Consider the following 25,764-nt stretch of genomic DNA (forward strand, 5'->3'; position numbering starts at 1 on the left):
ATTATTTTTTAGGTTTCTTTTAGAGTATTCACTCTTTTAATCCATTCATCAAAGGATCAAGCAAATGGTAAATACCAGATTAAAAAATAGACTACGAGTAGATTTCACTAAAAATCCCCAAAGCTTAGAAGTTCCTAATCTCTTATTATTACAAAGAAACAGTTATGATGAATTTCTATCTGTTGATGGCGATAAAGAAAGTGGTATTGAAAGGGTTTTTAAGTCTGTTTTTCCTATCCAAGACAATCAAAATCGTATCACTCTTGAATATGCAGGTTGTAAGTTTGGCAAGCCTAAATATACTACTACCGAAGCAATGGTGCGAGGAGTTACTTATGCCATTTCTCTACAAATTAAAATCAGACTTGTTTTGTGGGATAAAGATGAGAAAACAGGCGAAAAATTAGGCGTCAAAGATGTAAAAGAACAAAATATTTTTGTGCGTGATATTCCATTAATGACTGATCGAACAAGTTTCATTATTAATGGCGTGGAACGCGTTGTTGTGAATCAATTACATCGAAGCCCAGGTGTTATTTTTAAAGAAGAAGAATCAAACACTTCATCAAATAAGCTTATCTATACAGGTCAGATTATTCCCGATAGAGGATCTTGGTTGTATTTTGAATATGATTCAAAAGATGTTTTGTATGCTCGTATCAATAAGCGAAGAAAAGTTCCCATTACTATCATTTTACGTGCAATGGGTTATAGCAAACAAGATATTTTAAAGATTTTTTATCCTTTGCAAAAAGTCAAATATCAAAAAGGTAAATATCTTATTCCTTTTGATATTGAGAGTTTGGGTAATAGGGTGGATTTTGATATTAAAGATGCAAAGGGCAATGTATTGATAGCATCGGGCAAACGTTTGTCAAGTAAGAAAATCAAAGAGCTCAAAGAATTAAATATTGATTTTATCGAATATCCATTAGAGAATCTTACAAGCAAGTTTCTTGCCCAACCTATTGTAGATTCTCAAGGTGAAGTTATTTTTGACACACTTACGCAACTTGATGAAACCAAACTCAAAAAACTTATTGATCTCAAGATTAATGAGTTTGTGATTGCTAATGATAGTGCTGTAGGGGTAGATAGCTCAATTATTAATTCTTTTATTGCTGATGCAGAATCTCTTAAAATGCTGCGACAGAGTGAAAAAGTAGATGATGAGAATGAGCTTGCCGCAATCAGAATCTACAAGGTAATGCGTCCGGGTGAGCCTGTAACAAAAGAAGTTGCGAAAAGTTTTGTGCGTCAGTTATTCTTTGATCCAGAGCGCTATGATTTGACACGTGTAGGACGTATGAAGATGAATCATAAGCTTCAAATTGATGTCCCTGATTATGTAACTGTGCTTACGCATGAAGACATTATTAAGACAATACAATATTTGCTTAGGGTTAAAAATGGTTTGGGTAAAATTGATGATCGTGATCATTTAGGCAATCGTAGAATCCGGGCTATTGGAGAGCTTTTAGCAAACGAGCTTCATGCGGGGCTTGTAAAAATGCAAAAAGCGATTCGCGATAAGCTGACTTCACTAAGCGGTGCATTTGATACGATTATGCCTCATGATTTGGTGAATGGTAAGATGATTACAAGCACGATTCTCGAATTCTTTACCGGTGGACAGCTCTCACAATTTATGGATCAAACCAATCCTCTTTCAGAGGTTACACATAAACGCAGGCTTTCAGCTTTAGGCGAAGGAGGTTTGGTTAAAGATCGTGTTGGTTTTGAAGCACGTGATGTGCATCCTACACATTATGGTAGAATATGCCCCATTGAAACTCCAGAAGGGCAAAATATTGGGCTTATTAATACCCTTTCAACCTATACGCGTGTCAATGATTTAGGTTTCATCGAAGCACCCTATAAAAAAGTCGAAAATGGTGTTGTGAGTAAGGATATTGTTTATTTGACTGCAGCCCAAGAAGAGGGTATCGTTATCGCACCAGCCAGCACTAAGGTAGATAAAAATGGAAATATCGTAGAAGATTTGATTGAGACGAGGAAAGATGGCGAGATTATTTTGAGTGAAAAAAGTCGTGTGCAATTGATTGATTTAAGTCCGCGTATGCTTGTAGGTGTGGCGGCATCATTAATTCCATTCCTCGAACATGATGATGCCAACCGCGCTTTAATGGGTTCAAATATGCAACGACAAGCAGTTCCTCTACTCAAACCTGATGCTCCTGTTGTAGGAACAGGAATTGAGCAAATTATTGCGCGTGATTCTTGGGAAGCAATCAAAGCAACGCGTGGCGGTATAGTAGAAAGAGTAGATTCAAAGAATATTTATATTTTAGGTGAGAACGACAGCGGTGCTTATATTGATCATTATCATTTGGGCAAGAATCTTCGCACTAATCAAAACACATGTTTTTCTCAACAACCTGTTGTCAGTCGAGGAGAAAAAATAGAGGCAGGTCAAATTATTGCTGATGGTCCTAGCATGGATAATGGCGAATTGGCTTTGGGTAAAAACATACGCGTTGCTTTTATGCCATGGAATGGGTATAACTTTGAAGATGCAATTGTTGTAAGTGAGAAAATCATCAAAGAAGATGCTTTTACATCAATTCATATTTACGAAAAAGAAATTGAAGCACGAGAGCTTAAGCATGGGATTGAAGAGATTACAGCAGATATTCCCGGAGCAAAAGAAGCGGAAATTGCTCATTTGGACGAAAGTGGGATTGTTAGAATCGGAACTTATGTAAGTGCAGGAATGATATTGGTAGGTAAGGTATCACCTAAAGGTGAGGTGAAGCCTACACCTGAAGAAAGATTATTGCGAGCAATCTTTGGGGAGAAGGCTGGACATGTTGTTAATAAGTCCCTTTATTGCCCACCTTCACTTGAAGGCACGGTGGTAGATGTCAAAATATTTACTAAAAAAGGTTATGAGAAAGATGCTCGAGCTATTAGTGCATATGAAGAAGAAAAAAAGGTTCTTGATATTGAACATCACGATCGATTAACGATGATTCAACAAGAAGAAACTTTGAGAATCTCTTTAATGCTTTCTAAAGAGAAGCTTTCTAATGAAGCTAAAGTTGGCGATAAGGTTTTCAAGAAAGGTGCTCAAATTCCTAAAGAGGAGCTTGCGAATCTTAACCCTTTTGCTTTAAGCACATTGATTAAAAATTATTCTAAAGAAACTCAAAGTAAGTATGAAAATATTAAAACAAATTTCTTGGAACAAAAAAAGACATTAGGTGAAGAGCATGAAGAAAAGCTTTCAATCTTAGAAAAAGATGATATTTTACCTAGTGGTGTTGTGAAGCTTGTAAAGATTTATATCGCGACTAAACGAAAATTGAAAGTGGGCGATAAAATGGCTGGAAGACATGGTAATAAAGGTATAGTGTCAAATATTGTGCCGATGGTAGATATGCCTTATACAGCAGATGGTGAGCCTGTCGATATCGTTCTTAATCCTTTAGGTGTGCCAAGTCGTATGAATATTGGTCAAATTCTTGAAGTGCATTTGGGGCTTGTAGGAAAGAATTTAGGAAAGCAGATTCAAGAAATTTTTGACAATAAGTCTCAAGAATGGATTACAAAATTAAGAAATAAAATGATTGAAATAGCGCAAGTAGTGAATGTCGATGATCCTTCATTGGTAGATTTATTAAAGAATCTTGATGATAAGGCATTGATTGATTATGCGCGAGATTGGATTGCGGGAGTGAAGTTTGCTATTCCTGTGTTTGAAGGTATTGAGCAAGAAAAATTTGATCGTTTGTTTGAATTGGCAAAAATTGACATGGACGGCAAGACAGAGCTTTATGATGGTAGAACAGGTGAGAAAATGCGAGAGCGTGTGAATGTCGGTTATATGTATATGCTCAAACTCCACCACTTGGTCGATGAAAAGGTGCATGCAAGAAGCACCGGTCCTTACAGTCTTGTTACGCAACAACCTGTTGGTGGTAAGGCACTTTTTGGTGGGCAAAGATTTGGAGAAATGGAAGTGTGGGCATTGGAAGCTTATGGGGCAGCACATACACTTAAAGAAATGCTCACTATCAAATCTGATGATACTGAAGGGCGTAGAGAGGCATATAAGGCAATTACACGCGGAGAGCATGTAGGTGAATCTGAAATACCAGAGACATTTTATGTATTAGCAAAAGAATTGCAGTCTTTGGCACTTGATGTCAATATTTATGGCGATGAAGTTGATGAAAACGGAATGCCTGTATCTATTGAGATTAAAGAGGAAGACAGACCTAAAGATTTTAATTCATTCCAACTTGTTTTGGCTAGCCCAGAGAAGATTCTTTCTTGGAGTTATGGAGAAGTTAAAAAACCCGAAACAATTAATTATCGAACGCTTAAGCCAGAAAGAGACGGGCTTTTTTGCACAAAGATTTTTGGTCCTGTGCGAGACTATGAATGTTTGTGCGGTAAATATAAGAAAATGCGCTATAAGGGTATCGTGTGTGAAAAATGTGGGGTAGAAGTTACTAAGGCAAAAGTCAGACGTTCAAGAATGGGACATATTGAGCTTGTGGCTCCTGTGGCTCATATTTGGTATGTAAGCTCCTTGCCTAGTCGTATAGGCACATTGCTTGGTGTAAAGATGAAGGATCTTGAGCGTGTGCTTTATTATGAGGCATATATTGTAAAATCACCCGGAGAGGCATTTTATGATAATGAAGGTGCAAAGCCTATCATGAAATATGATGTTTTGAATGAAGAGCAATTCCAAAGTATTAATCAGCGATTTGAGCACACAGGATTTGTAGCACAAATGGGTGGTGAGGCTATCAAGGAATTGTTAGAAGAACTTGATTTGATGATGCTCCTCAACAATTTACGAGAAGAGGTTAAATCGACTAATTCTGAAGCTAAGAAAAAAACAATTGTCAAACGTCTAAAGGTAGTGGAAAACTTTATCAATTCGGGTAATCGCCCTGAATGGATGATGCTTACTATTCTTCCCGTGCTTCCTCCAGATTTAAGACCTTTGGTTGCTCTTGATGGAGGAAAGTTTGCTGTGAGTGATGTGAATGACTTGTATCGTAGGGTGATTAATCGTAACCAACGTCTTAAACGTCTTATTGAACTTGATTCTCCAGAAATTATTGTGAGAAATGAAAAAAGAATGCTTCAAGAAGCTGTAGATGCGCTATTTGATAATGGAAGGAATGCAAATGCTGTAAAAGGGGCAAATAAGCGTCCACTGAAGTCCTTATCAGAAATCATCAAAGGTAAGCAAGGGCGATTCAGACAGAATCTGCTTGGAAAACGTGTGGATTTCTCGGGAAGAAGTGTGATTGTCGTAGGACCAAATCTCAAAATGGACGAGTGTGGATTGCCTAAAAATATGGCTCTTGAATTGTTTAAGCCACATTTGCTTTCTAAGCTTGAAGAGAAAGGTTATTCGACTACACTCAAACAAGCAGCTAAAATGGTCAATCAAAAGACAAATGAAGTTTGGGAATGTTTGCAAGAGATTGTTAGCGGTTATCCTGTATTACTTAATCGTGCGCCAACTTTGCACAAACAATCAATTCAGGCATTTCACCCTAAGCTCATTGATGGCAAGGCGATACAGCTTCACCCATTAGTGTGTTCGGCATTTAATGCAGATTTTGACGGCGACCAAATGGCTGTGCATGTCCCTCTTTCTCAAGAGGCTATTGCAGAATGTAAGACATTGATGCTTAGCTCCATGAATATTTTATTGCCAGCAAGTGGGAAAGCTGTAGCTGTTCCAAGTCAAGATATGGTGCTAGGCTTGTATTATCTTTCGCTTGAAAAAAAGAATGTGAAAGGGGAACATAAGATCTTTGCTTCGATTGATGAAATTGTTACAGCCATTGAAATGGAAGAGCTTGATATTAATGCGCGTGTGAAAACGGTATATGAGCGTAGAGTAATTGATACAACAGCAGGTCGTATGATTTTAAGATCCATTTTGCCCGAATTTGTGCCTATTAATTATTGGAATCGAACGATGAAGAAAAAAGATATTGGCGCATTGATTGACTATGTATATAAAGAGGGTGGTTTGGGTATCACAGCGACTTTCTTAGATAATCTTAAGAATCTTGGATTCAAATATGCGACAAAAGCAGGGATTTCTATCTCTGCAGCAGATATTATTATACCTGAAGATAAGTCTCATATGATTGATGAAGCTAAAAAAGAAATCAAGAAGATTCAAGGACAATTTGAACAAGGACTTTTGACAGCACAAGAGCGTTATAATAAAAGTATCGACCTTTGGACAGAGACTAGTGAGAAGATGGGAAAAATCATGATGGATAAAGTCAAAACTGACAAAGAAGGTTTTAACTCTATCTATATGATGGCAGATTCTGGTGCTAGAGGTAGTGAAGCGCAGATTCGACAACTTTCGGCAATGAGAGGTTTGATGGCAAAACCTGATGGCACGATCATTGAAACACCTATTACTTCTAACTTTAAAGAAGGTTTAAATGTGTTAGAGTATTTTAACTCTACTCATGGAGCTCGAAAAGGTTTGGCAGATACAGCTTTGAAAACAGCTAATGCTGGGTATTTGACAAGAAAATTGATTGATGTGAGCCAAAATGTCAAAGTTGTGATGGACGATTGTGGTACTCATGAAGGTGTAGAAATTACAGACATTACGGTCGGAAGTGATATGATTGAACCATTGGAAGAACGTGTGCTCGGACGTGTGTTGGCGCGTGACATTATTGATCCTATTGCAAATGAAATCTTATTAAGTGAGGGAGTTTTAATTGATAGTGCAATGGCAAGACGCATTAAAGAAGCTAATGTCAAATCAGTTATGATTCGGACACCTGTAACTTGTAAGGCATCAAAGGGCGTATGTGCGAAGTGTTATGGACTCAATCTTGGAGAATCTAAAATGGTTAAACCCGGTGAGGCTGTAGGAGTTTTAGCTGCACAAAGTATTGGAGAACCCGGTACACAGCTTACATTGAGAACATTTCACGTGGGTGGAACAGCAAGTAGAAGTACTGAAGAGCGACAAATTGTTGCTCAAAAAGAAGGCTTTATTCGTTATTATAATATCCGCACTTATACAAATGAAAAGGGACAAAAGATTGTCGCAAATCGTAGAAATGCAGCTATCCTTGTTGTAGAGCCTCGTATTAAAGCAGAATTCGACGGTAAGCTTCAGATTGAAAATGTCCATGACGAAGTGCATATTACCATTATTGGTGACAAGAGGAAGTCTGATACTTATCGTTTGCAAAAAGACGATGTTGCTAAACAAAATGAGCTTGCAGGGGTTTCTGGTAAGATTGAGGGCAAATTGCTTATTCCACATGAAAGTGGATATAAGGTAAAAGCAGGTGGAAGTATTGTTGATACCATTATGGATAGCTGGAATGTTCCTACACGGATTCCTTATGGAAGTGAGCTTAAAGTTGAGGATAATGCGCCTATTTCTCAAACAATTAAAGCGAAAGAAAAAGGTGTTGTGAAGTTTTATACATTGCGTGCAGATACACTTGAAAGAAATCATGATGTGAAGGCAGGAATGACCGTTTCGGAAAAAGGTATGTTTGCTGTGATTGCTGATCATAATGATAGAGAAGCGATTCGCCATTACATTGCGCGTACCTCAAAGATTCTTGTTGATGATAATAGTGAAGTGGATATGGATACCATAATCTCTCAACCTACTTCTTCAGAGCAGATTATTGTTGCTGAATGGGATGCATATAGTGAGCCAATCATTGCTGAACAAACAGGGATTGTTTCATACAGAGATATTATACCCGGCTTGACTGTTACAGAGCAAGAAGATGAAAATACACATCAAACAAGTCTTGTGGTCAATGAATATATTCCTAACGGATTAAAGCCTCTATTGGTGGTAACAACCAAAGATGGTAAAGAAATTACCTATAAACTTGAATCAAGAACATCTATTGCTGTTAAAGATGGGGTAGAGGTTAAGGTAGCAGATATTATTGCTAAAGTGCCTAAGGCTTTGGCTAAATCGAAAGATATTACAGGAGGTCTTCCACGAGTTACAGAATTGTTTGAAGCAAGAAAACCCAAAGATACGGCAATTTTATCAGAACTTGATGGTAATGTAAGTTTTGGAAAGCCTATACGCGGTAAAGAGCGTATTATTGTAACTGCAACAGATGGTCGTATGGCGGAATATGCAGTGGATAAGAATAAGAAGATTCTTGTACACGAGCAAGAATTTATTCACGCTGGGGAAGCAATGACAGATGGTGTAGTTTCAAGTCATGATATTTTGCGTATTAGCGGGGAAAAAGAACTTCATAAATATATTGTAAGTGAAGTGCAACAAGTCTATCGAAGACAAGGCGTAAGTATTGCAGATAAGCATATTGAAATCATTGTTTCTCAGATGCTCCGACAAGTGAAAATCGTTGATAGCGGAAATACAAAGTTTATTGAAGGCGATTTGGTGAGCAAGCGTCATTTTAAAGAAGAAAATGAACGTATTATAAAGATTGGAGGAGAGCCAGCCGTAGCAGAGCCCGTATTGCTTGGTATTACAAGAGCAGCTATAGGAAGTGATTCTATTATTTCTGCTGCTTCTTTCCAAGAAACAACAAAAGTTCTTACAGAAGCAAGTATCGCCGCGAAGAAAGATACGCTTGATGATTTGAAAGAAAATGTAGTTCTTGGTCGAATGATTCCTGTAGGGACAGGTTTGTATAAGAATAAGAAAATTTCTTATGTTACTGAAGGGGAGGAAAATGATAGTGAGCAAGAAGAGTGAATTTTTCACTCTCTCTAAGAGAAATAAAAGTTTTTGTTAGGTAAAATCTTAACATTTTTTATTCTAAGTTTAATTTTATAAATAAAGGAAGCTAAGTGCCAACCATTAATCAGTTGATTCGTAAAGAGAGAAAGAAGGTTACCAGAAAGACAAAGTCTCCAGCATTGTTGGAATGTCCTCAAAGAAGAGGCGTCTGCACTCGTGTTTATACTACCACACCTAAAAAGCCTAATTCGGCGTTAAGAAAAGTTGCTAAGGTAAAGCTTACTTCAAAGGTAGAAGTTATTAGCTATATACCCGGTGAAGGACATAATTTGCAAGAACACTCTATTGTACTTGTAAGGGGTGGACGTGTCAAGGATTTGCCCGGGGTGAAATATCATATTATACGCGGTGCTTTAGATACTGCAGGCGTTGTTAAACGAACAGTTTCTCGTAGTAAATATGGTGCAAAAAAAGCTAAGTCAAGTGGCGATAAAAAATAATTAAGGAATAATCAATGAGAAGAAGAAAAGCTCCCTCGAGGGAAATTTTGGGTGATCCAATTTACAATAATAAGGTTGTAACGAAATTTATCAATAAAATGATGCTTGATGGTAAAAAAAGTGTGAGTGAAAAAATTATTTATGCTGCTTTTGATAGGATTGAAGAAAAAAATGGTGAAAAGGGTATAGAAATTTTTCAAAAAGCACTTGAACGTGTTAAGCCATTGGTTGAGGTAAGGAGTAGAAGAGTAGGGGGAGCAACTTATCAAGTTCCTGTAGAAGTTCGTCCTGCGAGACAACAATCTTTATCAATACGTTGGCTTCTTGAAGCAACTCGCAAAAGAAATGAGCGCACTATGGTAGAGCGTTTAGCAAATGAACTTGTTGATGCGGCTAATGATAGGGGTGCAGCATTTAAGAAAAAAGAAGATGTGCATAAAATGGCTGAAGCTAATAAAGCTTTTGCACACTATCGTTGGTGATTAAGGGGTAAAAATGGCTAGAAAGACACCTTTGGATCGTATCAGAAATATTGGTATCGCTGCTCATATTGATGCAGGCAAGACTACAACATCAGAAAGAATTTTATTCTACACAGGCGTAAGTCATAAAATTGGTGAAGTTCATGATGGGGCTGCAACAATGGATTGGATGGAGCAGGAGAAAGAAAGAGGTATCACTATTACTTCTGCAACAACTACTTGTTTTTGGAAAGATTTTCAAATTAACTTGATTGACACACCCGGACACGTTGATTTTACAATTGAAGTTGAACGATCAATGCGTGTTTTAGATGGTGCAGTAGCAGTATTTTGTTCTGTGGGTGGTGTGCAACCTCAAAGTGAAACAGTGTGGAGACAAGCTAATAAATATGGTGTGCCTCGAATGGTTTTTGTTAATAAAATGGACCGCATTGGTGCAAACTTTTATAATGTTGAGGAGCAAATTAAGCAACGCTTGAAAGCTAATCCTGTTCCTGTAAATATTCCTATCGGTGCAGAAGAAAATTTCAAAGGTGTAGTTGATTTAGTGCAAATGAAAGCTATTGTATGGAATGATGAATCTATGGGTGCCAAGTATGACATTGAAGATATTCCACAAGATTTACTTGAAAAGGCATCGCAATATCGCGAGAAGCTTTTAGAGGCTGCAGCAGAACAAGATGAAGCCTTAATGGAAAAATATCTTGGTGGAGAAGAGTTAAGCGTTGAGGAAATTAAAAAAGGTATCAAGATAGGTTGCCTTAATATGAGTCTGATTCCTATGCTTTGTGGTTCATCATTTAAAAATAAAGGCGTGCAAACTTTGCTTGATGCTGTAGTGGATTATTTACCTGCACCTACTGAAGTTGCTGAAATCAAAGGTATAGATCCAAAGAATGATTCTGAGTTAAGCGTAGAATCAAGCGATAACGGAGCATTTGCTGGACTAGCTTTTAAAATTATGACAGATCCTTTTGTGGGGCAGCTTACATTTGTGCGTGCTTATCGAGGTAAGCTTGAATCTGGGAGTTATGTCCTTAACTCAACTAAAGGTAAAAAAGAGCGCGTAGGTCGTCTTCTTAAAATGCACTCAAATAAGCGTGAAGATATTAAGGAAATTTATGCAGGTGAGATATGTGCTTTCGTAGGTTTGAAAGAAACCGTAACGGGAGATACTTTATGTGATGAGAAATCACCAGTCATTTTAGAGAGAATGGATTTTCCAGAACCTGTAATACAGATTGCTGTTGAACCTAAGACTAAGGCAGATCAAGAAAAAATGTCAATTGCTTTAGGAAAGCTTGCCGAAGAAGATCCTAGTTTTAGAGTGAGCACACACGAAGAGACAGGGCAAACATTGATTGGTGGTATGGGCGAACTTCATTTAGAAATTATCGTTGATAGACTTAAAAGAGAGTTTAGGGTAGAGGCTGAAGTCGGCGAGCCACAAGTTGCATTCAGAGAAACAATCCGCAGTGCTGTAGAGCAAGAATGCAAATATGCTAAACAATCAGGTGGTCGCGGGCAGTATGGGCATGTTCATATTAAACTTGAACCCAAAGAAGCAGGTGCAGGATATGAGTTTGTCAATAATATAAGCGGTGGCGTTATTCCCAAGGAATATATACCCGCTGTAGATAAGGGTATCCAAGAGGCAATGCAGAATGGTGTTCTTGCCGGATACCCTGTTGTGGATTTTAAAGTAACACTTTATGATGGAAGCTATCATGATGTGGATTCATCTGAAATGGCGTTTAAAATCGCCGGTTCTATGGCATTTAAAGACGCTTGCCGTAAGGCAAATGCGGTGCTTTTGGAACCTATGATGAAGGTTGAAGTGGAGGTCCCTGAAGAGTATATGGGCGATGTGATTGGAGATCTGAATAGACGTAGAGGGCAAATCAATTCTATGGACGATCGTATGGGACTCAAGATTGTTAATGCTTTTGTGCCTTTAGCGGAAATGTTTGGATATTCTACTGATCTTCGTTCGGCTACACAGGGTAGAGGCACTTATACAATGGAATTTGATCATTATGGTGAAGTTCCTGCGAATATTGCCAAAGATATTATGGAAAAAAGAAAGGGGTAAAAAATGAAAAAGTTACTTTTTGTTTTGGGTTTAGGTTTAGTGTTTGTAGCTTGCGGTGATAAAGCAAAAGAAGAGGCTACAACTGAAAAGCAACCAGAGAGTGTTATTGAGGTAATCGAAACTCCTGTGATTGTTGTTGAGCCACAAGCAGAAGAAAACAAATCTGACGAAGCACAGACTGAAGCTACTGAAGAAAATAAATCTGACGAAGCACAGACTGAAGCTACTGAAGAAAATAAATCTGACGAAGCACAGACTGAAGCTACTGAAGAAAATAAATAATTTTCAATTCCCCGATTTTCGGGGATTAAAGGAATTGTTGTAATGAAAAAGAATTTGATTATATGGAGTATAGTTTTGGGTTTGGTGGCTTGCTCCGATAGTGGAGAATCCTCTCGGACGACATATTCTCCTCTCGCAGAACAAGAACAAGAAGTAGTTTCTTTAGAACAAGAGGTTTTAGAAGATATTCAAGTGAGTGATGCAATTCTTTCTTCATCGACACCAGCACCAGTCAATAATACTCCTCCTCAAGTTGATGCTCAAGTGCTTTATAAAAAATGCGTAGCTTGCCATGGTAAAGATGGAAAAACCGTTGCACCCGGAAGTGTGGGCAATGTGCTAATCGCAAGTCTTAATAAAGCTCAAGTCATTGAAGCACTTAAAGGTTTTCGTGCTCAAACATTGAGTAAAGGTGGTAATTCTGTCATAATGTATATGCAGACAAAGAATCTTACTGACGAAGATATAGAGGCTCTTGCAACTTATATTGATGCTCTGTGAGCTACTTTCTTTTTCTAATCTTTTAGTCTTCTGCTGTTCTTAAAACTTTTCTAAAGCTCAATGTCGGGAAATTGCTTTGTGTCTTTCTGATTGCAATCTGTGTAAGTAAAAGATTGCAGATACAGATTCATTATTTGACTTTTGAGAGAAGAATAGCTCTTTAATATAGAGTTTTTAAGTTTATTAAGAAAACATAAAACCTAATGTGATGGATTAGATTCTCTCAAGCTCATAAACGATAGGAATTTCTACTTTTGTTGTAAAGCTCAATGTCGGGAAATCGCTTTGTGCCTTTCTGATTGCAATTACTGCAGCTTCATTGAAAAGATTGTGCGAACAAGGCTTAGTAACTTTGATATTTGCTACTCTCCCATCTTTGTAAATCACAAATTCCACAATGACTTCCCCTTCAAGTCCTCGTTTTCTCGCCATTGTGGGGTATCGATTTTTGCGATCAATTGCTCTTTTGATTTTTGAAAAAACTTCATCTTCTTCCCCATTCCGATAAGAAAGTGTTTGGATCATATCCCCCTCTTCGATTTTTTCATCAGGCTGCGCCTTGGGCTGTTTGCTAGGGGGGATTTCCTCTTCTTGCTGTGCAAGTTTGCCATATTCTTTGAATATTTCCTTATGATGTTTTTTCTTTTTATGCACAATAGGCTTAGGTTTAGGATCAATTTGTTCTTCATTGGAAGGTGTTTGGAAAGTTGCCAAACTTATTGTTGTAAAAGCATCACCATCTTGTTGGAGGTCAATTTGGTGAAAATGGTTATAAAATAGCATTAAAAGTGCGCCATGTAGAGCCAAAGAAATAGTAAAACCAATTTTAGAAGAGCTTATTGATTTTGTTGATTTATTTTGTTTTGGTTGAAATGCCAAAGTTTTCATGACCTTTCTCCTTTAAAATATCCACAATCTGGACAAAAGTCCCAAATGCCGAATCCTTATCGCTTTTAAGCTGGATAAGTGTTTTATTGTCAATTTTATTGATTTCTATTTTGAGTAGCTCAATATCGACAGGTTTATCATCAAAATAAATCGTATTTTTATCATCAATAGTGATATTGATAGGCTTATCATCTTTATTCTGTTGATTATGGCTTGCATAGGGTAGCTCGACTTTTATTTGTCCTTGTGCGATAAAAGTTGAAACGCTCAAAACAATTGCCAAAAGCACGAGCATTACATCAATAAATGGGACAATATTTAAACCTTCTTTTCGAGGGATCTTCATTGCACTTGTCCATTATTGTTCTTTTGAGATTTGAAGCGGTTAAGCATAATATCCATTTTGCGTAGAAAAATATTATAAATGATAAGGGTAGGTATCGCCACAAATAGTCCCAAAGCAGTTGCTTTAAGAGCAGTAGATAAGCCCAACATAATGCTTTGAGCGTCCATACCGCCGCTCACGCTCATATCATAAAATGTAATCATAATTCCTATAACTGTGCCTAGCAGCCCTACATAAGGTGCATTTGAATAAATAATATAAAGTGCTGTAAGATTTTTACTCAAAGATTCTTCCAAGCTCAATTCATCTTGATAATCTGAAAGTTTAAGACGTGCGTAAAATATGACACGTTCGCAACTAAACCATACGACTAAAAAGCTCATTAATCCCAAAATAGCAAAGATAAGATGATCGATATATTCTTTAAGAAATTCCACAAAAACTCCTTGTTAAAATCTTTTTATTCTTTTAGAGCTAATTTTTATATGAATATTATAAAAATAATTATTAAAATAAGCTAATAATAGCCTTTAATTTTTATTAAATTTATACTTTGGATTTTTTTGGATACAATCTCAAAATTATTTTCTTGGAGAATCTAGATTCTAATTTACTTAAGGGGTTTAAATGAAACACCACAATATCATTCGTTTCAGTGTGTCTCTTCCGCAAAATTTGCTGGAGAATCTTGATAAAAATTTGACTTACAAAGGGTATTCTTCGCGTTCTGAATTAGTGCGTGATATGATACGCGAAAAACTCAATGAGGAATCATGGAATCACGAGAGCGATTCTGATACGGGTGTGGCTGTTTTGGTGATTGTTTATGATCATCATCAACGTGAGCTTAATCAAAAAATGATTGATATTCAACATAACAGCATACATCATGGTCAAATTAATATCTTGTGCAATACTCATGTGCATTTGGACCATCATAATTGCCTCGAGACGATTATATTGCAGGGCAATAGACAAAATATAGAAAACTTCAGCATTGAAGTAGGTGGATTAAAAGGCGTGAAGTTCTCAAAACTCACCCGCACAAATAAATTCGAGTGAGATTCTGTGAATCAGACAAAGAAAACGAGACAAAGAATCGGTATTTATGGAGGGAGTTTTGATCCTTTTCATCAAGGACATTATGAGATTATCAGAGTTGCCTTAGAATCTTTACCTCTTGAAACTTTGTGGCTATTACCCAATTTCCGTAATCCTATGAAATCTCAAAGTATGTTTAGTGCGGAGATTCGTTTGAGAATGTGTGAAATAGTCGCGCAAGAATGGCAAAAGCAGGGATATGATGTGCGTGTGTGTGATTATGAAATCAAATCTCATCATGCTATCTTCACAATCCAAAGTATCCAATATTTTCAATCTATCCTTCGTCTAGAATCTAAAATATTTTTTCTGCTCGGTGAAGATAGTTTTAATACACTTCCTTTGTGGAAAGATTCTCAAAAGTTGTGTGAAATGCTTGATTTTGTCGTGATTAAAAGGCAAGGCTCTTTTTTGGACAAAAGCCTATCTCCTCATAGAATCCCTATTTATCAGCATTGCTGTATTGATTCAGATTTGGCATCATTGTCTTCAACGCATTTACGACAGCTTTTTGAAGATGGGCATAAGCAAGAGGCATTTGCTAAGATTCCTGCCTGTTTGCATTCATTATTAGAGCAATATTTTGCTCATCAAAAAGCATAAAAGTTTGGTTATAATGCCTATTTACAAATTAAAGTTTGATGAGGAGTAAAGATTGCAACAAACAATACCACAACAGCAACGTATAGAAAGAATCGTTTCATTATTAGAAGAGAAAAAGGGTGAAGAAATTGAAGTTTTTGATTTGCAAGGTTATGATTATATTGTTGATAAGGTGGTGATTGTCAGTGCAATGGTAGGCAAACATTCTTTCGCCTTGCTTGATCATTTAAAAAATAATCTTAAAAAAGAAGGCGAAGTGTTTTATGCGACTGAAGAAGAAAGTGAAGATTGGGTGATTGCTGATTTGGGTGATATTATGATTCATATTTTTACACCCAATCACCGCAAAAAGTTTAATCTTGAAGAATTCCTTAGTCAGCTCAAGCGCAGCAAAGAATCGCATAAAATATAATCATTACAATATCATAATCAGCTACAAATCAAAAATATTCAAGAATTTTTGCGCTCTTTGGGTTTGAGGATTGGTGAAAAAATCTTGAGGGGTAGATTGTTCGACAATTTTACCCTCATCAAAAAAGAGGATTCTGTCCGCGACTTTTTGCGCAAATTTCATTTCATGCGTTACGATAAGCATCGTCATTCCCTCTTTGGCAAGCTCTAAAATCACTTCCAAGACTTCTTTTACCATTTCGGGATCAAGCGAAGCAGTAACTTCATCAAATAGCATTATTTCTGGATTCATACACAAAGCTCGCACAATTGCTACCCTTTGTCTTTGTCCTCCGCTTAACTCTTTGGGTGATGCGTTTTGTTTATGTTCGAGTCCTACGCGTTTAAGGAGTTTGATAGCTTGCGCAAACACTTCTTTTTTGTCGCGTTTTTGCACCTTTATAGGCGCAAGAAGGATATTGTCTATCACACTCATATGTGGGAACAAATCATAGTTTTGAAATACCATTCCAATGCGTTGGCGCACCTTACTCCATGCGGTTTTATGATGACTGATTACTTCACCTTTGAAGAGAATCTCACCCTCTTGGATACTTTCTAGCCCATTGATGCAGCGTAAAAAGGTGCTCTTACCGCAACCACTTGCACCTAATATGACAACTACTTCGCCTTTTTGGACGCAAAGATTAATATCATCAAGCACATAATGTTTGTGATCGTAAGTTTTTCGCAAATGCGATACTTCAAGGAGTGATTCAGAGTTTGGGACGATATGATTCATTGTGTTTTTTTCTCCAAGATTCTACTGATATAAGAAAGCGGATAGCAAAGTAAAAAATAAGTGATAAAAATCCCCCCATACACCCAAAAACTTGCGTGAGGATTGAAGCGATTAAGCTCCATGATTTGCTGTCCGACTTTGAGCAAATCTACTCCACCAATGAGTGCGACTAGCGAAGTGGTTTTAATCATACGCGTTGAAAGTGAAATGATTGAGGGTAAAAGTCGGCGCATTGCTTGAGGTATGATAATAAAAAGCTGCAATTGAATCTCGTTAAGTCCTAAAGCTCTGCCGCTTTCACTCTGATGTTTGGGCAAGGAAGTGATCGCTCCTCGCACTAAATCGCCCATTTCCGCACAGCCCCATAGACTAAAAACAATGATTGCGCTTGTAGTCGCTCCTAAATCCAAATCAAAGTATTGTGATACACCAAAAAAGACGATAAAAAGCCATGCAAGCACGGGGATAATACGCATACATTCGAGATAAAGTCGGCACAAAGCCCGAAGCACAAGATTCTCTCTTGTCATCACAAAGCCTAAAATCATTCCAAAAAGGCACGAAAAAAAGATTGAAATTAAAGCGATTTGCAATGTGAGAAAGACTCCCTCAAGGAGACGCGAAAAATTTGAGCCGACAAAAAAGATTTCCATATCACATCACCCTTTTTTTATAATACCGCTCAAGAAAAGAGAATCCAATAGAGAGCGGCAATAAAACAACAAGATAAGTTAAAACAAGCATTAAAAGTGCTTCGTTAGTTTTGTAATAATGTGTGATTACATCTTTAGCGACAAACATTATATCAGCTAACGCAATGATGCCTACAACTGATGTTTCTTTGAGTAAAAAAATCACATTTGCTGCGATTGAAGGAATAGAGACACTTAGGGCTTGTGGGAAAATAACATAAAACATCATTTGATGAGATTTAAGCCCTAGACTAAGTGCAGATTCAATTTGAGATTTGCTGATAGATTCTAATCCTGTGCGGAAAGATTCACACATATATCCACCACCCAAAAATGCTAATCCTATAATTGCGCAAGTCTGTTCGTCAAGCTTGACACCTAGCATTGAGCGCAAACCATAATAAAGGAAAAAGAGCTGTATCAAAAGCGGTGTATTACGCGCTAATTCGACATAAAAATTTGTCAATAAAGCAAGAAAGCGAATCTTGAAAAAGAGAATAAGCGCACATACAATCCCTATGAGAATCGAAAATAAAATGCCAAAAAATGAAATGTATAAAGTCAGACTTAAGGCTTTGGCAAAGAGAGGTTGTATCTGTTGCATAAACGCAAAATCAAGCATATTTTTCCATTATTATATTTTTGCGAGCATTATACAAGGGAATTTTTAATTTGTAGAATCTTGCCCATGCTTTTTGTGTGCTTTTAGTTGGGTTTATATGATGAAAACTCATTAAAAATAGATTCTTAATCCCAGCATATAAGTATTGTCTAATCTCGGAGCGTGGTAAGCATCAAGAGTTTTAAGTTCAGCTCGCCCTAAAAGTGCGAGATTCTGATAGAGATTGATGCTTACACTTGCATCTGCATAATGCCCAAATGTCCTTAAGTCATAGGCTTTGAGTTTGTATTCTATGGTAAATTTCAGTCGTTTATTGTTTTGCAAGACAATCCCCACGACATTGCTAAGTGCAAAATCAGCTTGGTATGCTCTCGTGCCATCAAGAAAAAAGGTCGGCTCTAAAAGGTAGAATCCATAAAGATAGTGGTTAAACTCATACGCCACACCGCCACCCAATGCGAGATAGTAGCTCAAGTGATCACCTAAAAAATTGCGATTAAATCCTGTATCGATACGATAAGAAAGAGGTTTGAAAAATTTACTCATCATACCATAAGAGGCGACTGATAAAATGTGCATTTCATAGATTCTAAAAGAATCCCATGAGGGATTTTTATGTGCTGAAGTATCATAATACGCGAGTGTCCTAAGAAACTCAATTTGCGCACCTTTGAGATACCCCCGATCATTGTCTGTAATATCATGATAGGTGATTCTAAAATCAAGCGCAGGGTGAAAACCTTGTGAATTAGCAAGCATCAAGGGTGTTACACGCAGACTTTGATTGCCTTCAAGCGGGTTAGTCGGAGTATAGATTGTCGGTGCTTCACTTTTCCCCAAAGTAGCGCGTTTTGTGGCGAGGTCATGGGCAATTTGTGTGTAAGATTCTCTGTCAATCTTATTTTTCATCGCGTAATACTCACTTAACTCAATACCAGATTCTAAAATGTATTGTTTTTGCAAAAGGCTTAGACTAGAATTTAAGAGAATCTCATCGGGCGAGTGTTTGCCTTTGGCGAGAGCTTTAGCCAAAGAAGTATCTTTGAGCGACATTTTATCTTCATACGCAAGGAGGATAGAGCGTTTGCTTGGACGATAAACAACATTTGCAATCAACTTTGCTTTTTGCAAGGCAAAAAGTGTCTCGGGTGGATTGACTTGATAGATAAACTCATCTCTTAAGCGCAAATTATCTCTTGCGACTTCCAAAAGCCAAAGCACATTATAAGAGCAGTTTCTATGAAAGAAGTAATACCAGCTAAACGCATCACTAAGCTCCCAAATATGCCGATACATTTTTAAAACCTCTTCTTGTGTGAGATTAAGCTCATATTCCCACATATCACGATTTTCTGCATCATTGTATTCTTTGATTTTGTCATAATAGGGCAATATCGAGTAACTCCCGCTGTATAGTCCAAAGAGTCCTTTGAGTGCAAAAATCAGCGCATTTTCATGTTCTTGGTCTGCATCGGCTTGATAATTAATCGCAAAAGCAAGTAGTCGTGAGTTAAAAGTCGAATCAAGGAGCAAAAATGTATGCCCAAACATTGAAGCAGGTGAATTAATATGTGCGGCAGGAAAGACGATAGTCGCTTTTGTAGGGGCAATGTAGTTAAGCATCTCATGATATTCCTCGCAAGGCAATGAGGGGAGATTCTCTAAGGTCAAGTGTTTTTTGAGAAATGCTACACGCGCAGGGAATCGACACAACGCATGATAGTCTAGCGCACTGATAGAGCGCGTGGGTAATTTAATATTATTTTCTTGATATAATTTGATAAGTTCCTCGCGTTTGTCAATAATGACTTGTGGCACTTGGACATCTTGGGGTGATTGATAGATTGCTTTTATTGTCGCCTCAAGTTCATCTTGAGCAGTGCGTGTATCGGAGAGAAAGAAATAAGGAGAGACGATTTCGCTTTTTTTGTGGCGAATGTGTAAAAGGGTTTTCCACTCCTTTGATTGAGCGAGTTTGAGGGCTTTTGATTGTTTGATAAGAGATTCTATTTTTGTTTGAGAATCTTGTGCAGATTGGATAGGCTGGATTTGTGCTAGAGATTCTGTAGCTAGGCAAATGTGAGAGAATCCAAAGCATAAGAACATAATTATTACGAGGTGTTGCGTTAAAGATTGTATGAGGGTAGGGGGAGATTCTAATATGTTGTGTAAAGATTTATGATAGGCATTAGAATTAATGATAGAGATTTTTATGACAAAATGAAATGCAAGGGAAATAGGAAATCCTTTAGAGATAATCTACCCCAAACCTTGAAGGTTTGGGAAAATAAAATTAAAGAGAAGCTACTCCATCGAGAACATCAGCACTTTGTGCATCTTTGTTTGCGTAGAGTTTGTTGTAGTTGTCTTGAAGAGCGACTTTGAATCCTTCTTTGTCTTGGATATTGAGAAGTTCTGCAAGTGTATCAAGGTGTTCGCCTTTGCCTTGCGCAATTTCTTTTGAAAGAGCGTCCATATTAGAAGCGACAAATTCTTGTGTGCGGCTATCCATAGCGATTGCACCACTTTTACAACCTGATGTCCCTGAAGTGATTGCAAAACTTTGAATAAGGAAGATTTGGTTGGTAGTGATTTGCAAGAGATTCCAAACAAGACCTTTTTTGTCAATGATCATTGACCCAAGACCACAACCTGTGTTTGTATTTGCTGCAGCAAGTGCGCCTGTTACTAGACTTCCACTTAGGGCTAAGCTAATAAGAACTTTTCTCATAAAGTATCCTTTGGGGTGAAATAGTTGTTTCATTTGAAACAAAATATATTAGCAAAATTAGGCTTAAATAAGTTAAATGCTATTTTGATGATTTAAATGTTACAATGCAAAAATACAAAAGCGTCAGAATAAAGGATTTTAATGTCTTTTCAATACGAATGCCTTAAACCTCAAGAATTTATGAAAACATACAATGCAGAGTATGCAGATTCTAAGCCTCAAAACCTAGAATCCTTTAAAGCTAAAGTCGAGCAGTATTTAGAATCGCTTGAAGCACATAAAAACCAAAACGAAAAAGGAATTGTAAGCAACGCGCTTATGCCCTTTTTGCAAGGCTTAGGATTCCAAGCACAAGTCGCTTATAAGCACCAAGCTAATAGCGAGATTGATTGTGCGTTGCTCAAAGATTCTCAAGTGGAAGTTATCATCGAAGCCAAAAAGCCCGAAAACAATAAAGAAATGTTTAGCCCCAATAATCCAAACTGCAAAGCTTTGCACGAGTGTATTTTGTATTATTTGCGCGAACGCAAGGGAGAGAATCAAAATCTTACTAGAAATGCAAGTGTGCGCTATATCCTCATCACGGATTTTTATCAATTTTATATTTTTAATGCGTTGGCGTTTAAAAAATGTTTTGAAGACAACAAAGAGATTCAAAAGCTTTATAAAAAACTTTATGAAAAAGGGAGTTTGATAGAAAACCAAAATGATTTTTATAAAGAACTCTCACAAATTTTAGACTCTTCTGCGGGGGGGGGGGGAAAATCTATCCCTTCAAGGCACAAGCTTTGACCTACGCAATGACAAGCATTTAGGATTTGCCGCTAAAATCCTAAATCGCGACTTTTTGCATAATGAATTTGCAAGAGATTCTAATGCACTCAATCCTAAGTTTTATTTCGAGCTTTTGCATATTTTGGGATTAAAAGAGACAAATGAAAAAGGTAAGATTCTAATCCAGCTTGACCCATCTCAAAACACAAGCTTCGCTAAACATCTTCACGACAAAATCCGCGAGAAATCCCCACAAAATAGTGAATCTGAACTCTTTGAATCCACGATGAGCCATATTATCATTTATCTTAATCGTATTTTGTTTTTGAAGCTGATTGAAGCAAATTTGCTACATTTCAATGATTTTGATAAAAATTTGCGATTTTTGAGTGCGGATAAGATTCTAAGTTTCAAGACTTTACGCCACCTTTTCTTTGAAGTCTTGGCAAAGGATTATGAACATCGAGAATCTGACAAAGGCTTTGATTTCTTGCCCTATCTCAACTCCTCGCTTTTTATGCGCGATAAAAAAGAGATTTTAGACTTAAGCACATTTGATGATGATTTGCAGATTCTCCCCTTTAGCACGACACAAACAGAATATAAAAAAGACCAAAAAGTCGCATTTCTTGCTTATCTTTTTGATTTCTTAGAATGCTGGGACTTTGGCAAAAGCGAGGATTCTACCTCAAGCGATAAACTGATAAGCTCAAGTGTGCTAGGAGCGATGTTTGAAAAACTCAATGGCTATAAAGAGGGGAGCTTTTATACGCCAAACTTTATCACTAGCTTTATGTGTAGAGAATCTTTAAGCAAGGTGGTGTGTGAAAAATTTAATGCCTCTTTTGAGTGGAATACGCAAGATTTGGACGCTTTGCGCAAAAACATTGATAGGGACTTTGATAATATAGAATCTAGGGCAAAAGAGATTTTGCGCTCTATTCGCATTTGCGACCCATCTGTCGGAAGCGGGCATTTTCTCATCTCTGCGCTAAGTGAGATGATTTATATCTATCATAAACTAGGGCTTCTAGGCTTTGGATATAAAGATTTAAAAGTCATAGATGATGAAGTCTTGCTTACGACCAAAAATAATGAAAATTTCGCTTATAAACGCTTTGATGATGAGAATCACCAAATCCAAATCACCCTCTTTAATCTCAAAAAATCGATTATTGAAAATAATCTTTTTGGTGTGGATATTAACCCCAACTCGTGCAACATCGCAAGGCTTCGGCTATGGATAGAGCTGCTTAAAAGCGCATATTATTTAGAAGATGGATTCAAGGGCAAAATCCACAAACTCCAAACCCTGCCAAATATTGATATTAATATCAAGTGTGGGAATAGTCTTATAAGCTATTTTGACATACACACAAGCCTTACACATTATCCCAACATCAATGAAAGAATGCAAAACTATAAGCAGGTGGTGCAAAACTACAAAGAAGGATTCTATAATGATAAAGCCCAAATTGATAAGCAAATCAAAGACTTATTACAAGCCTTTAAAAACTTTTGCTTCAAAGATAAATTTAAAAAGCAAATCAAAGGATTTGAATCAAAATGTGAAGAGTATTCTAAGAAATATGGAAATTACCTTGCTGAAGATGACAAGGATTTGAGTATTTATGTCGCTCAAAGAATGTTTGCTGATGATTTTAACGAACAAGAAGCACAAAAAGATTTTGATATACTCAAACAAGAATATGAAAGCATTTTTAACCTAGAATCCAACAAGCCCTTTGAATGGCGTTTTGCATTCCCTGAAGTGTTAGATTTTAATGGCGACTTTTTAGGCTTTGATTTAGTGATTGGGAATCCACCCTACATTCGCCAAGAAGAAATAAAACACCTAAAGCCGCATTTACAAAAGGCATTCAAAATCTACAAAGGCACAAGCGATATTTATACTTACTTTTTTGAATTAGGCACGAAGATTCTAAAAAATAATGGAATCTTAAGTTTTATCACATCTAATAAATGGTGCAGAGCAGCTTATGGCGAGCCTTTAAGAGAATTTTTATTAGAAAATACCACGATAAATACCTATGTGGATTTAAATGGCATAAAAGTCTTTGAATCTGCTACGGTGGATACAAGCATTTTAGAATTTATCAAAGGCAAAGCCCCCAAAGCCCATACAATAGAATATGCCAACCCCAAAGATTATAACCCTAAAGAGGATAAACCCTTAGAGCCTCAATATTTTACAATTTCCCAAGATTCCTTAAATATAGAATCTTTTATTTTCCTCAATGAAAAAGAATTAGCTCTCAAAATAAAGATTGAGAGCATCGGCACACCACTCAAAGATTGGGATATTAATATTTATCGTGGAGTCTTGACAGGATACAACGAAGCCTTTATTATCGATACGAATAAACGTGAGGAGATTTTAGCAAAATGTGATGACAGCCAAAAAAGCCTTTTGCCCTATCCCTTAAGTGAATATGATAAGAATCTTTCTTTTTTACGCAGTGAAGATTTTTCTTTTTCATCGCAAAAAGGGGTTTATCCCCCTCCCGTCCCCCTTAACCCCGAAAAAGACGCCGCTTTTTCGGCAAACAAGGGGGAAGCCTCGCTATTTCCGCTTCTAGCCCAAAATCGGAGCGAGGGCACTACTGCCTCGCTTACTTCCGATTTTGAGACACCACGAAGCGGGCGAGAAGATTCTCAAGGAGATTTAGAATCTCCTAGCAGTGAAGTATATCTTCACTGCGATAAAAAACAATCGCACGATAGTGCCAACCTTGAAGGCGTGTTAAGGCGGGGGATATATAAGGGGGAGGGGCGACTTCGCCTAATTCAAGCCCCACCCCCTTATAAAAAAGAAGAAAAAAATAAACATTTTGACAGAGATTCTTCAGCTTCACCTCAAAATGACAAGATTAGAGATTTAGATTCTAGAATTGACTTTGAAAACAACACGATTTTATTGACCGAAAGAGAGCGAACCGCTCAACTCATCAAGCCCATTTTGCGAGGACGAGACATTAAGCGGTATAGTTATGAATGGGCTGGGTTGTGGATAATAGGCACTTTTCCAGCACTAAAACTTGATATTGAAGATTATCCAGCAGTAAAAAACTATCTTGCAACTTTTGGCAAACGACTTGAACAAAGTGGCGAAAAGAATATTGATGGCATTAGGGGAAATAATGCTAGAAAGAAAACTTCTAATAAATGGTTTGAAACACAAGATAATATTGCATACTATGATGAATTTTCCAAACCAAAAATCGTTTATAGTGAAATCGTGCGTGAGCCGCAATTTTATTTGGATAATGGTGAGTTTAAATTTGGGCATTTCTATGCAGAAGCGACAAGCTTTATTTTAAGTGGTAATGAAAATTTTAAAGATTCTTTGGAATATTTGCTAGGTATTTTGCATTCTAAGCTTGCCACCTTTGCCTTTAAAGAATTTTATGCAGGGGGTGGGCTTGGTGAGAGTGGTTACCGCTATAAAAAGGCATTTTTAGAAAAACTCCCGATTCCAAAAATTAGCAAAAATCAAGAATTAGAGTTTGTAGAGATTGTGCAGAAGATATTAGAATCCAAAAAAGCAAACGAAGATGCAAATGAACTAGAAAAATGCTTAGATTCTAAAATTTTTGCGCTCTATGATTTGAATGACGAAGAGATAGCCATTATTGCCCCCCCCCCCATTGTCATAGCTTTATTGCTTCTTAGTGCGGTGGATTCTTTACATATTGGGTTAGTAAAGATTCTGTGTGAAAACTTTGAATCTGAACTCAAAGAGGCTTTTAGATTCTGCGAGGGATTGAAACTTCCTTATATAAGCAAGGAAAAATATGAGGGGAAAATCATTTGGGCAGAGATGACAAATAGTCCTTGCTTTGTCTATGATGATAAAGGATATTATATTAACCAAACTTGCTACTTTATCCCTAAGGATGATAAATATCTTTGTGCTGTGCTAAACTCAAAATTGATTTATTTTTATATGCGGCAAATGGCTAGTAGTTTGGGTGATGGTGCATTTCGGTGGATAAAGCAATTCATCGAAAAGCTCCCCATTCCACAAATCACACAATCTAATCAAAGCATTACAGATTCTATTATCGCCTTAGTGGAGGAGATTCTAAATCTCAAAGCAAAAGATTCTACTACTGACACAAGCGAGCTAGAATCTGACATTGATAATCTAGTGTATGCGTTGTATGATTTAAATAATGAGGAGATTGCGATTGTAGATACTTGACTTAC

At 37.1% G+C, this 25,764-nt stretch carries 19 protein-coding genes; 11 read left to right on the forward strand and 8 right to left on the reverse strand.

The genetic code is table 11. From position 1 onward, the window contains the following. The first annotated feature begins 64 nt into the window (after positions 1 to 64). The 6 genes from LS68_RS06685 (at position 65) to LS68_RS09830 (ending at position 12,585) form a co-directional block, all read left to right on the forward strand. The gene (locus LS68_RS06685; protein WP_138091249.1) at positions 65 to 8,743 is read left to right on the forward strand and encodes a DNA-directed RNA polymerase subunit beta/beta'; all 8,679 of its coding nucleotides are present in this window, start codon (positions 65 to 67) and stop codon (positions 8,741 to 8,743) included. 95 nt (positions 8,744 to 8,838) lie between these two features. Beyond that, entirely contained in the window at positions 8,839 to 9,228 is a 390-nt protein-coding gene (rpsL, locus tag LS68_RS06690) for a 30S ribosomal protein S12 (protein WP_034369285.1), read from the forward strand. Between the two features lie 14 nt (positions 9,229 to 9,242). Further along, positions 9,243 to 9,710 carry a 30S ribosomal protein S7 gene (gene rpsG / locus LS68_RS06695; protein ID WP_034369287.1) on the forward strand — a complete coding sequence of 156 codons (468 nt, stop codon included), beginning with the start codon at positions 9,243 to 9,245 and terminating at the stop codon, positions 9,708 to 9,710. A 13-nt stretch (positions 9,711 to 9,723) separates the two neighbouring features. After that, the gene (gene fusA, locus LS68_RS06700) at positions 9,724 to 11,802 is read left to right on the forward strand and encodes an elongation factor G (RefSeq protein ID WP_034369291.1); all 2,079 of its coding nucleotides are present in this window, start codon (positions 9,724 to 9,726) and stop codon (positions 11,800 to 11,802) included. 3 nt (positions 11,803 to 11,805) lie between these two features. Then, entirely contained in the window at positions 11,806 to 12,084 is a 279-nt protein-coding gene (locus LS68_RS06705) for a hypothetical protein (RefSeq protein WP_138091251.1), read from the forward strand. A 42-nt stretch (positions 12,085 to 12,126) separates the two neighbouring features. Beyond that, the gene (locus LS68_RS09830) at positions 12,127 to 12,585 is read left to right on the forward strand and encodes a c-type cytochrome (protein WP_034369297.1); all 459 of its coding nucleotides are present in this window, start codon (positions 12,127 to 12,129) and stop codon (positions 12,583 to 12,585) included. Positions 12,586 to 12,798: 213 nt separating this feature from the next. On the opposite strand, the gene LS68_RS06715 is transcribed toward LS68_RS09830, so the two are convergent. From LS68_RS06715 to exbB, 3 genes are read right to left on the reverse strand one after another with little or no spacing between them, the layout of a single operon-like run. Next, a complete protein-coding gene (locus LS68_RS06715) occupies positions 12,799 to 13,473 on the reverse strand; it encodes an energy transducer TonB (RefSeq protein WP_034369299.1) in 675 nt (224 codons plus the stop codon). Continuing rightward, on the reverse strand, positions 13,439 to 13,819 hold the full coding sequence (gene exbD / locus LS68_RS06720; protein WP_034369302.1) for a TonB system transport protein ExbD: 381 nt from the start codon (positions 13,817 to 13,819) through the stop codon (positions 13,439 to 13,441). The genes LS68_RS06715 and exbD overlap by 35 nt, the downstream gene beginning before the upstream one ends. Then, complete coding sequence (gene exbB / locus LS68_RS06725) at positions 13,816 to 14,256, reverse strand: TonB-system energizer ExbB (RefSeq protein WP_034369304.1); 441 nt, start codon at positions 14,254 to 14,256, stop codon at positions 13,816 to 13,818. The genes exbD and exbB overlap by 4 nt, the downstream gene beginning before the upstream one ends. Before the next feature lie 190 nt (positions 14,257 to 14,446). Here exbB and nikR point away from each other — a divergent pair, with 190 nt between their 5' ends. Genes nikR through rsfS form a run of 3 tightly spaced genes read left to right on the forward strand, consistent with a single transcriptional unit; the run spans position 14,447 to position 15,935 of the window. After that, positions 14,447 to 14,881 carry a nickel-responsive transcriptional regulator NikR gene (nikR, locus tag LS68_RS06730; RefSeq protein ID WP_034369306.1) on the forward strand — a complete coding sequence of 145 codons (435 nt, stop codon included), beginning with the start codon at positions 14,447 to 14,449 and terminating at the stop codon, positions 14,879 to 14,881. 6 nt (positions 14,882 to 14,887) lie between these two features. Continuing rightward, entirely contained in the window at positions 14,888 to 15,523 is a 636-nt protein-coding gene (nadD, locus tag LS68_RS06735; RefSeq protein WP_034369309.1) for a nicotinate (nicotinamide) nucleotide adenylyltransferase, read from the forward strand. Positions 15,524 to 15,575: 52 nt separating this feature from the next. Continuing rightward, a complete protein-coding gene (gene rsfS, locus LS68_RS06740) occupies positions 15,576 to 15,935 on the forward strand; it encodes a ribosome silencing factor (RefSeq protein ID WP_034369312.1) in 360 nt (119 codons plus the stop codon). A 21-nt stretch (positions 15,936 to 15,956) separates the two neighbouring features. On the opposite strand, the gene LS68_RS06745 is transcribed toward rsfS, so the two are convergent. The 5 genes from LS68_RS06745 to LS68_RS06765 form a co-directional block, all read right to left on the reverse strand. Beyond that, a complete protein-coding gene (locus LS68_RS06745; RefSeq protein ID WP_034369315.1) occupies positions 15,957 to 16,715 on the reverse strand; it encodes an amino acid ABC transporter ATP-binding protein in 759 nt (252 codons plus the stop codon). Then, positions 16,712 to 17,368: an amino acid ABC transporter permease gene (locus tag LS68_RS06750; protein ID WP_034369318.1), complete on the reverse strand. Its 657-nt coding sequence runs from the start codon at positions 17,366 to 17,368 to the stop codon at positions 16,712 to 16,714. Before LS68_RS06750 ends, LS68_RS06745 begins: the two co-directional genes overlap by 4 nt. 1 nt (position 17,369) lies before the next feature. Further along, on the reverse strand, positions 17,370 to 18,029 hold the full coding sequence (locus LS68_RS06755) for an amino acid ABC transporter permease (RefSeq protein WP_034369320.1): 660 nt from the start codon (positions 18,027 to 18,029) through the stop codon (positions 17,370 to 17,372). Between the two features lie 111 nt (positions 18,030 to 18,140). Beyond that, complete coding sequence (locus LS68_RS06760; protein WP_052100105.1) at positions 18,141 to 20,135, reverse strand: DUF4105 domain-containing protein; 1,995 nt, start codon at positions 20,133 to 20,135, stop codon at positions 18,141 to 18,143. Positions 20,136 to 20,322: 187 nt separating this feature from the next. Then, positions 20,323 to 20,760, reverse strand: coding sequence for a DUF3015 family protein (locus tag LS68_RS06765; RefSeq protein ID WP_034369323.1), 438 nt, complete (start codon positions 20,758 to 20,760; stop codon positions 20,323 to 20,325). Between the two features lie 141 nt (positions 20,761 to 20,901). On the opposite strand from LS68_RS06765, the gene LS68_RS06770 reads away from it, so the two are divergent. Both LS68_RS06770 and LS68_RS06775 read left to right on the forward strand, forming a co-directional pair. Then, positions 20,902 to 21,552 carry a hypothetical protein gene (locus tag LS68_RS06770; protein WP_138091253.1) on the forward strand — a complete coding sequence of 217 codons (651 nt, stop codon included), beginning with the start codon at positions 20,902 to 20,904 and terminating at the stop codon, positions 21,550 to 21,552. Between the two features lie 55 nt (positions 21,553 to 21,607). Further along, on the forward strand, positions 21,608 to 25,759 hold the full coding sequence (locus tag LS68_RS06775; protein WP_138091255.1) for a TaqI-like C-terminal specificity domain-containing protein: 4,152 nt from the start codon (positions 21,608 to 21,610) through the stop codon (positions 25,757 to 25,759). Positions 25,760 to 25,764 lie beyond the last annotated feature (5 nt).

Origin of the sequence: Helicobacter sp. MIT 05-5293, assembly GCF_000765665.2 — a bacterium.
Taxonomy (GTDB): domain Bacteria; phylum Campylobacterota; class Campylobacteria; order Campylobacterales; family Helicobacteraceae; genus Helicobacter_C.

Coding starts and splice junctions, on each gene's coding strand:
- LS68_RS06745 (WP_034369315.1), bottom strand. CDS start 16,715: ATGAATCATATCGTCCCAAACTCTGAATCACTCCTTGAAGTATCGCAT.
- LS68_RS06715 (WP_034369299.1), bottom strand. CDS start 13,473: ATGAAAACTTTGGCATTTCAACCAAAACAAAATAAATCAACAAAATCA.
- exbD (WP_034369302.1), bottom strand. CDS start 13,819: ATGAAGATCCCTCGAAAAGAAGGTTTAAATATTGTCCCATTTATTGAT.
- fusA (WP_034369291.1), top strand. CDS start 9,724: ATGGCTAGAAAGACACCTTTGGATCGTATCAGAAATATTGGTATCGCT.
- LS68_RS06770 (WP_138091253.1), top strand. CDS start 20,902: ATGTCTTTTCAATACGAATGCCTTAAACCTCAAGAATTTATGAAAACA.
- nikR (WP_034369306.1), top strand. CDS start 14,447: ATGAAACACCACAATATCATTCGTTTCAGTGTGTCTCTTCCGCAAAAT.
- LS68_RS06685 (WP_138091249.1), top strand. CDS start 65: ATGGTAAATACCAGATTAAAAAATAGACTACGAGTAGATTTCACTAAA.
- rpsG (WP_034369287.1), top strand. CDS start 9,243: ATGAGAAGAAGAAAAGCTCCCTCGAGGGAAATTTTGGGTGATCCAATT.
- LS68_RS06760 (WP_052100105.1), bottom strand. CDS start 20,135: ATGTTCTTATGCTTTGGATTCTCTCACATTTGCCTAGCTACAGAATCT.
- LS68_RS06705 (WP_138091251.1), top strand. CDS start 11,806: ATGAAAAAGTTACTTTTTGTTTTGGGTTTAGGTTTAGTGTTTGTAGCT.
- LS68_RS06755 (WP_034369320.1), bottom strand. CDS start 18,029: ATGCTTGATTTTGCGTTTATGCAACAGATACAACCTCTCTTTGCCAAA.
- LS68_RS09830 (WP_034369297.1), top strand. CDS start 12,127: ATGAAAAAGAATTTGATTATATGGAGTATAGTTTTGGGTTTGGTGGCT.
- LS68_RS06750 (WP_034369318.1), bottom strand. CDS start 17,368: ATGGAAATCTTTTTTGTCGGCTCAAATTTTTCGCGTCTCCTTGAGGGA.
- LS68_RS06765 (WP_034369323.1), bottom strand. CDS start 20,760: ATGAGAAAAGTTCTTATTAGCTTAGCCCTAAGTGGAAGTCTAGTAACA.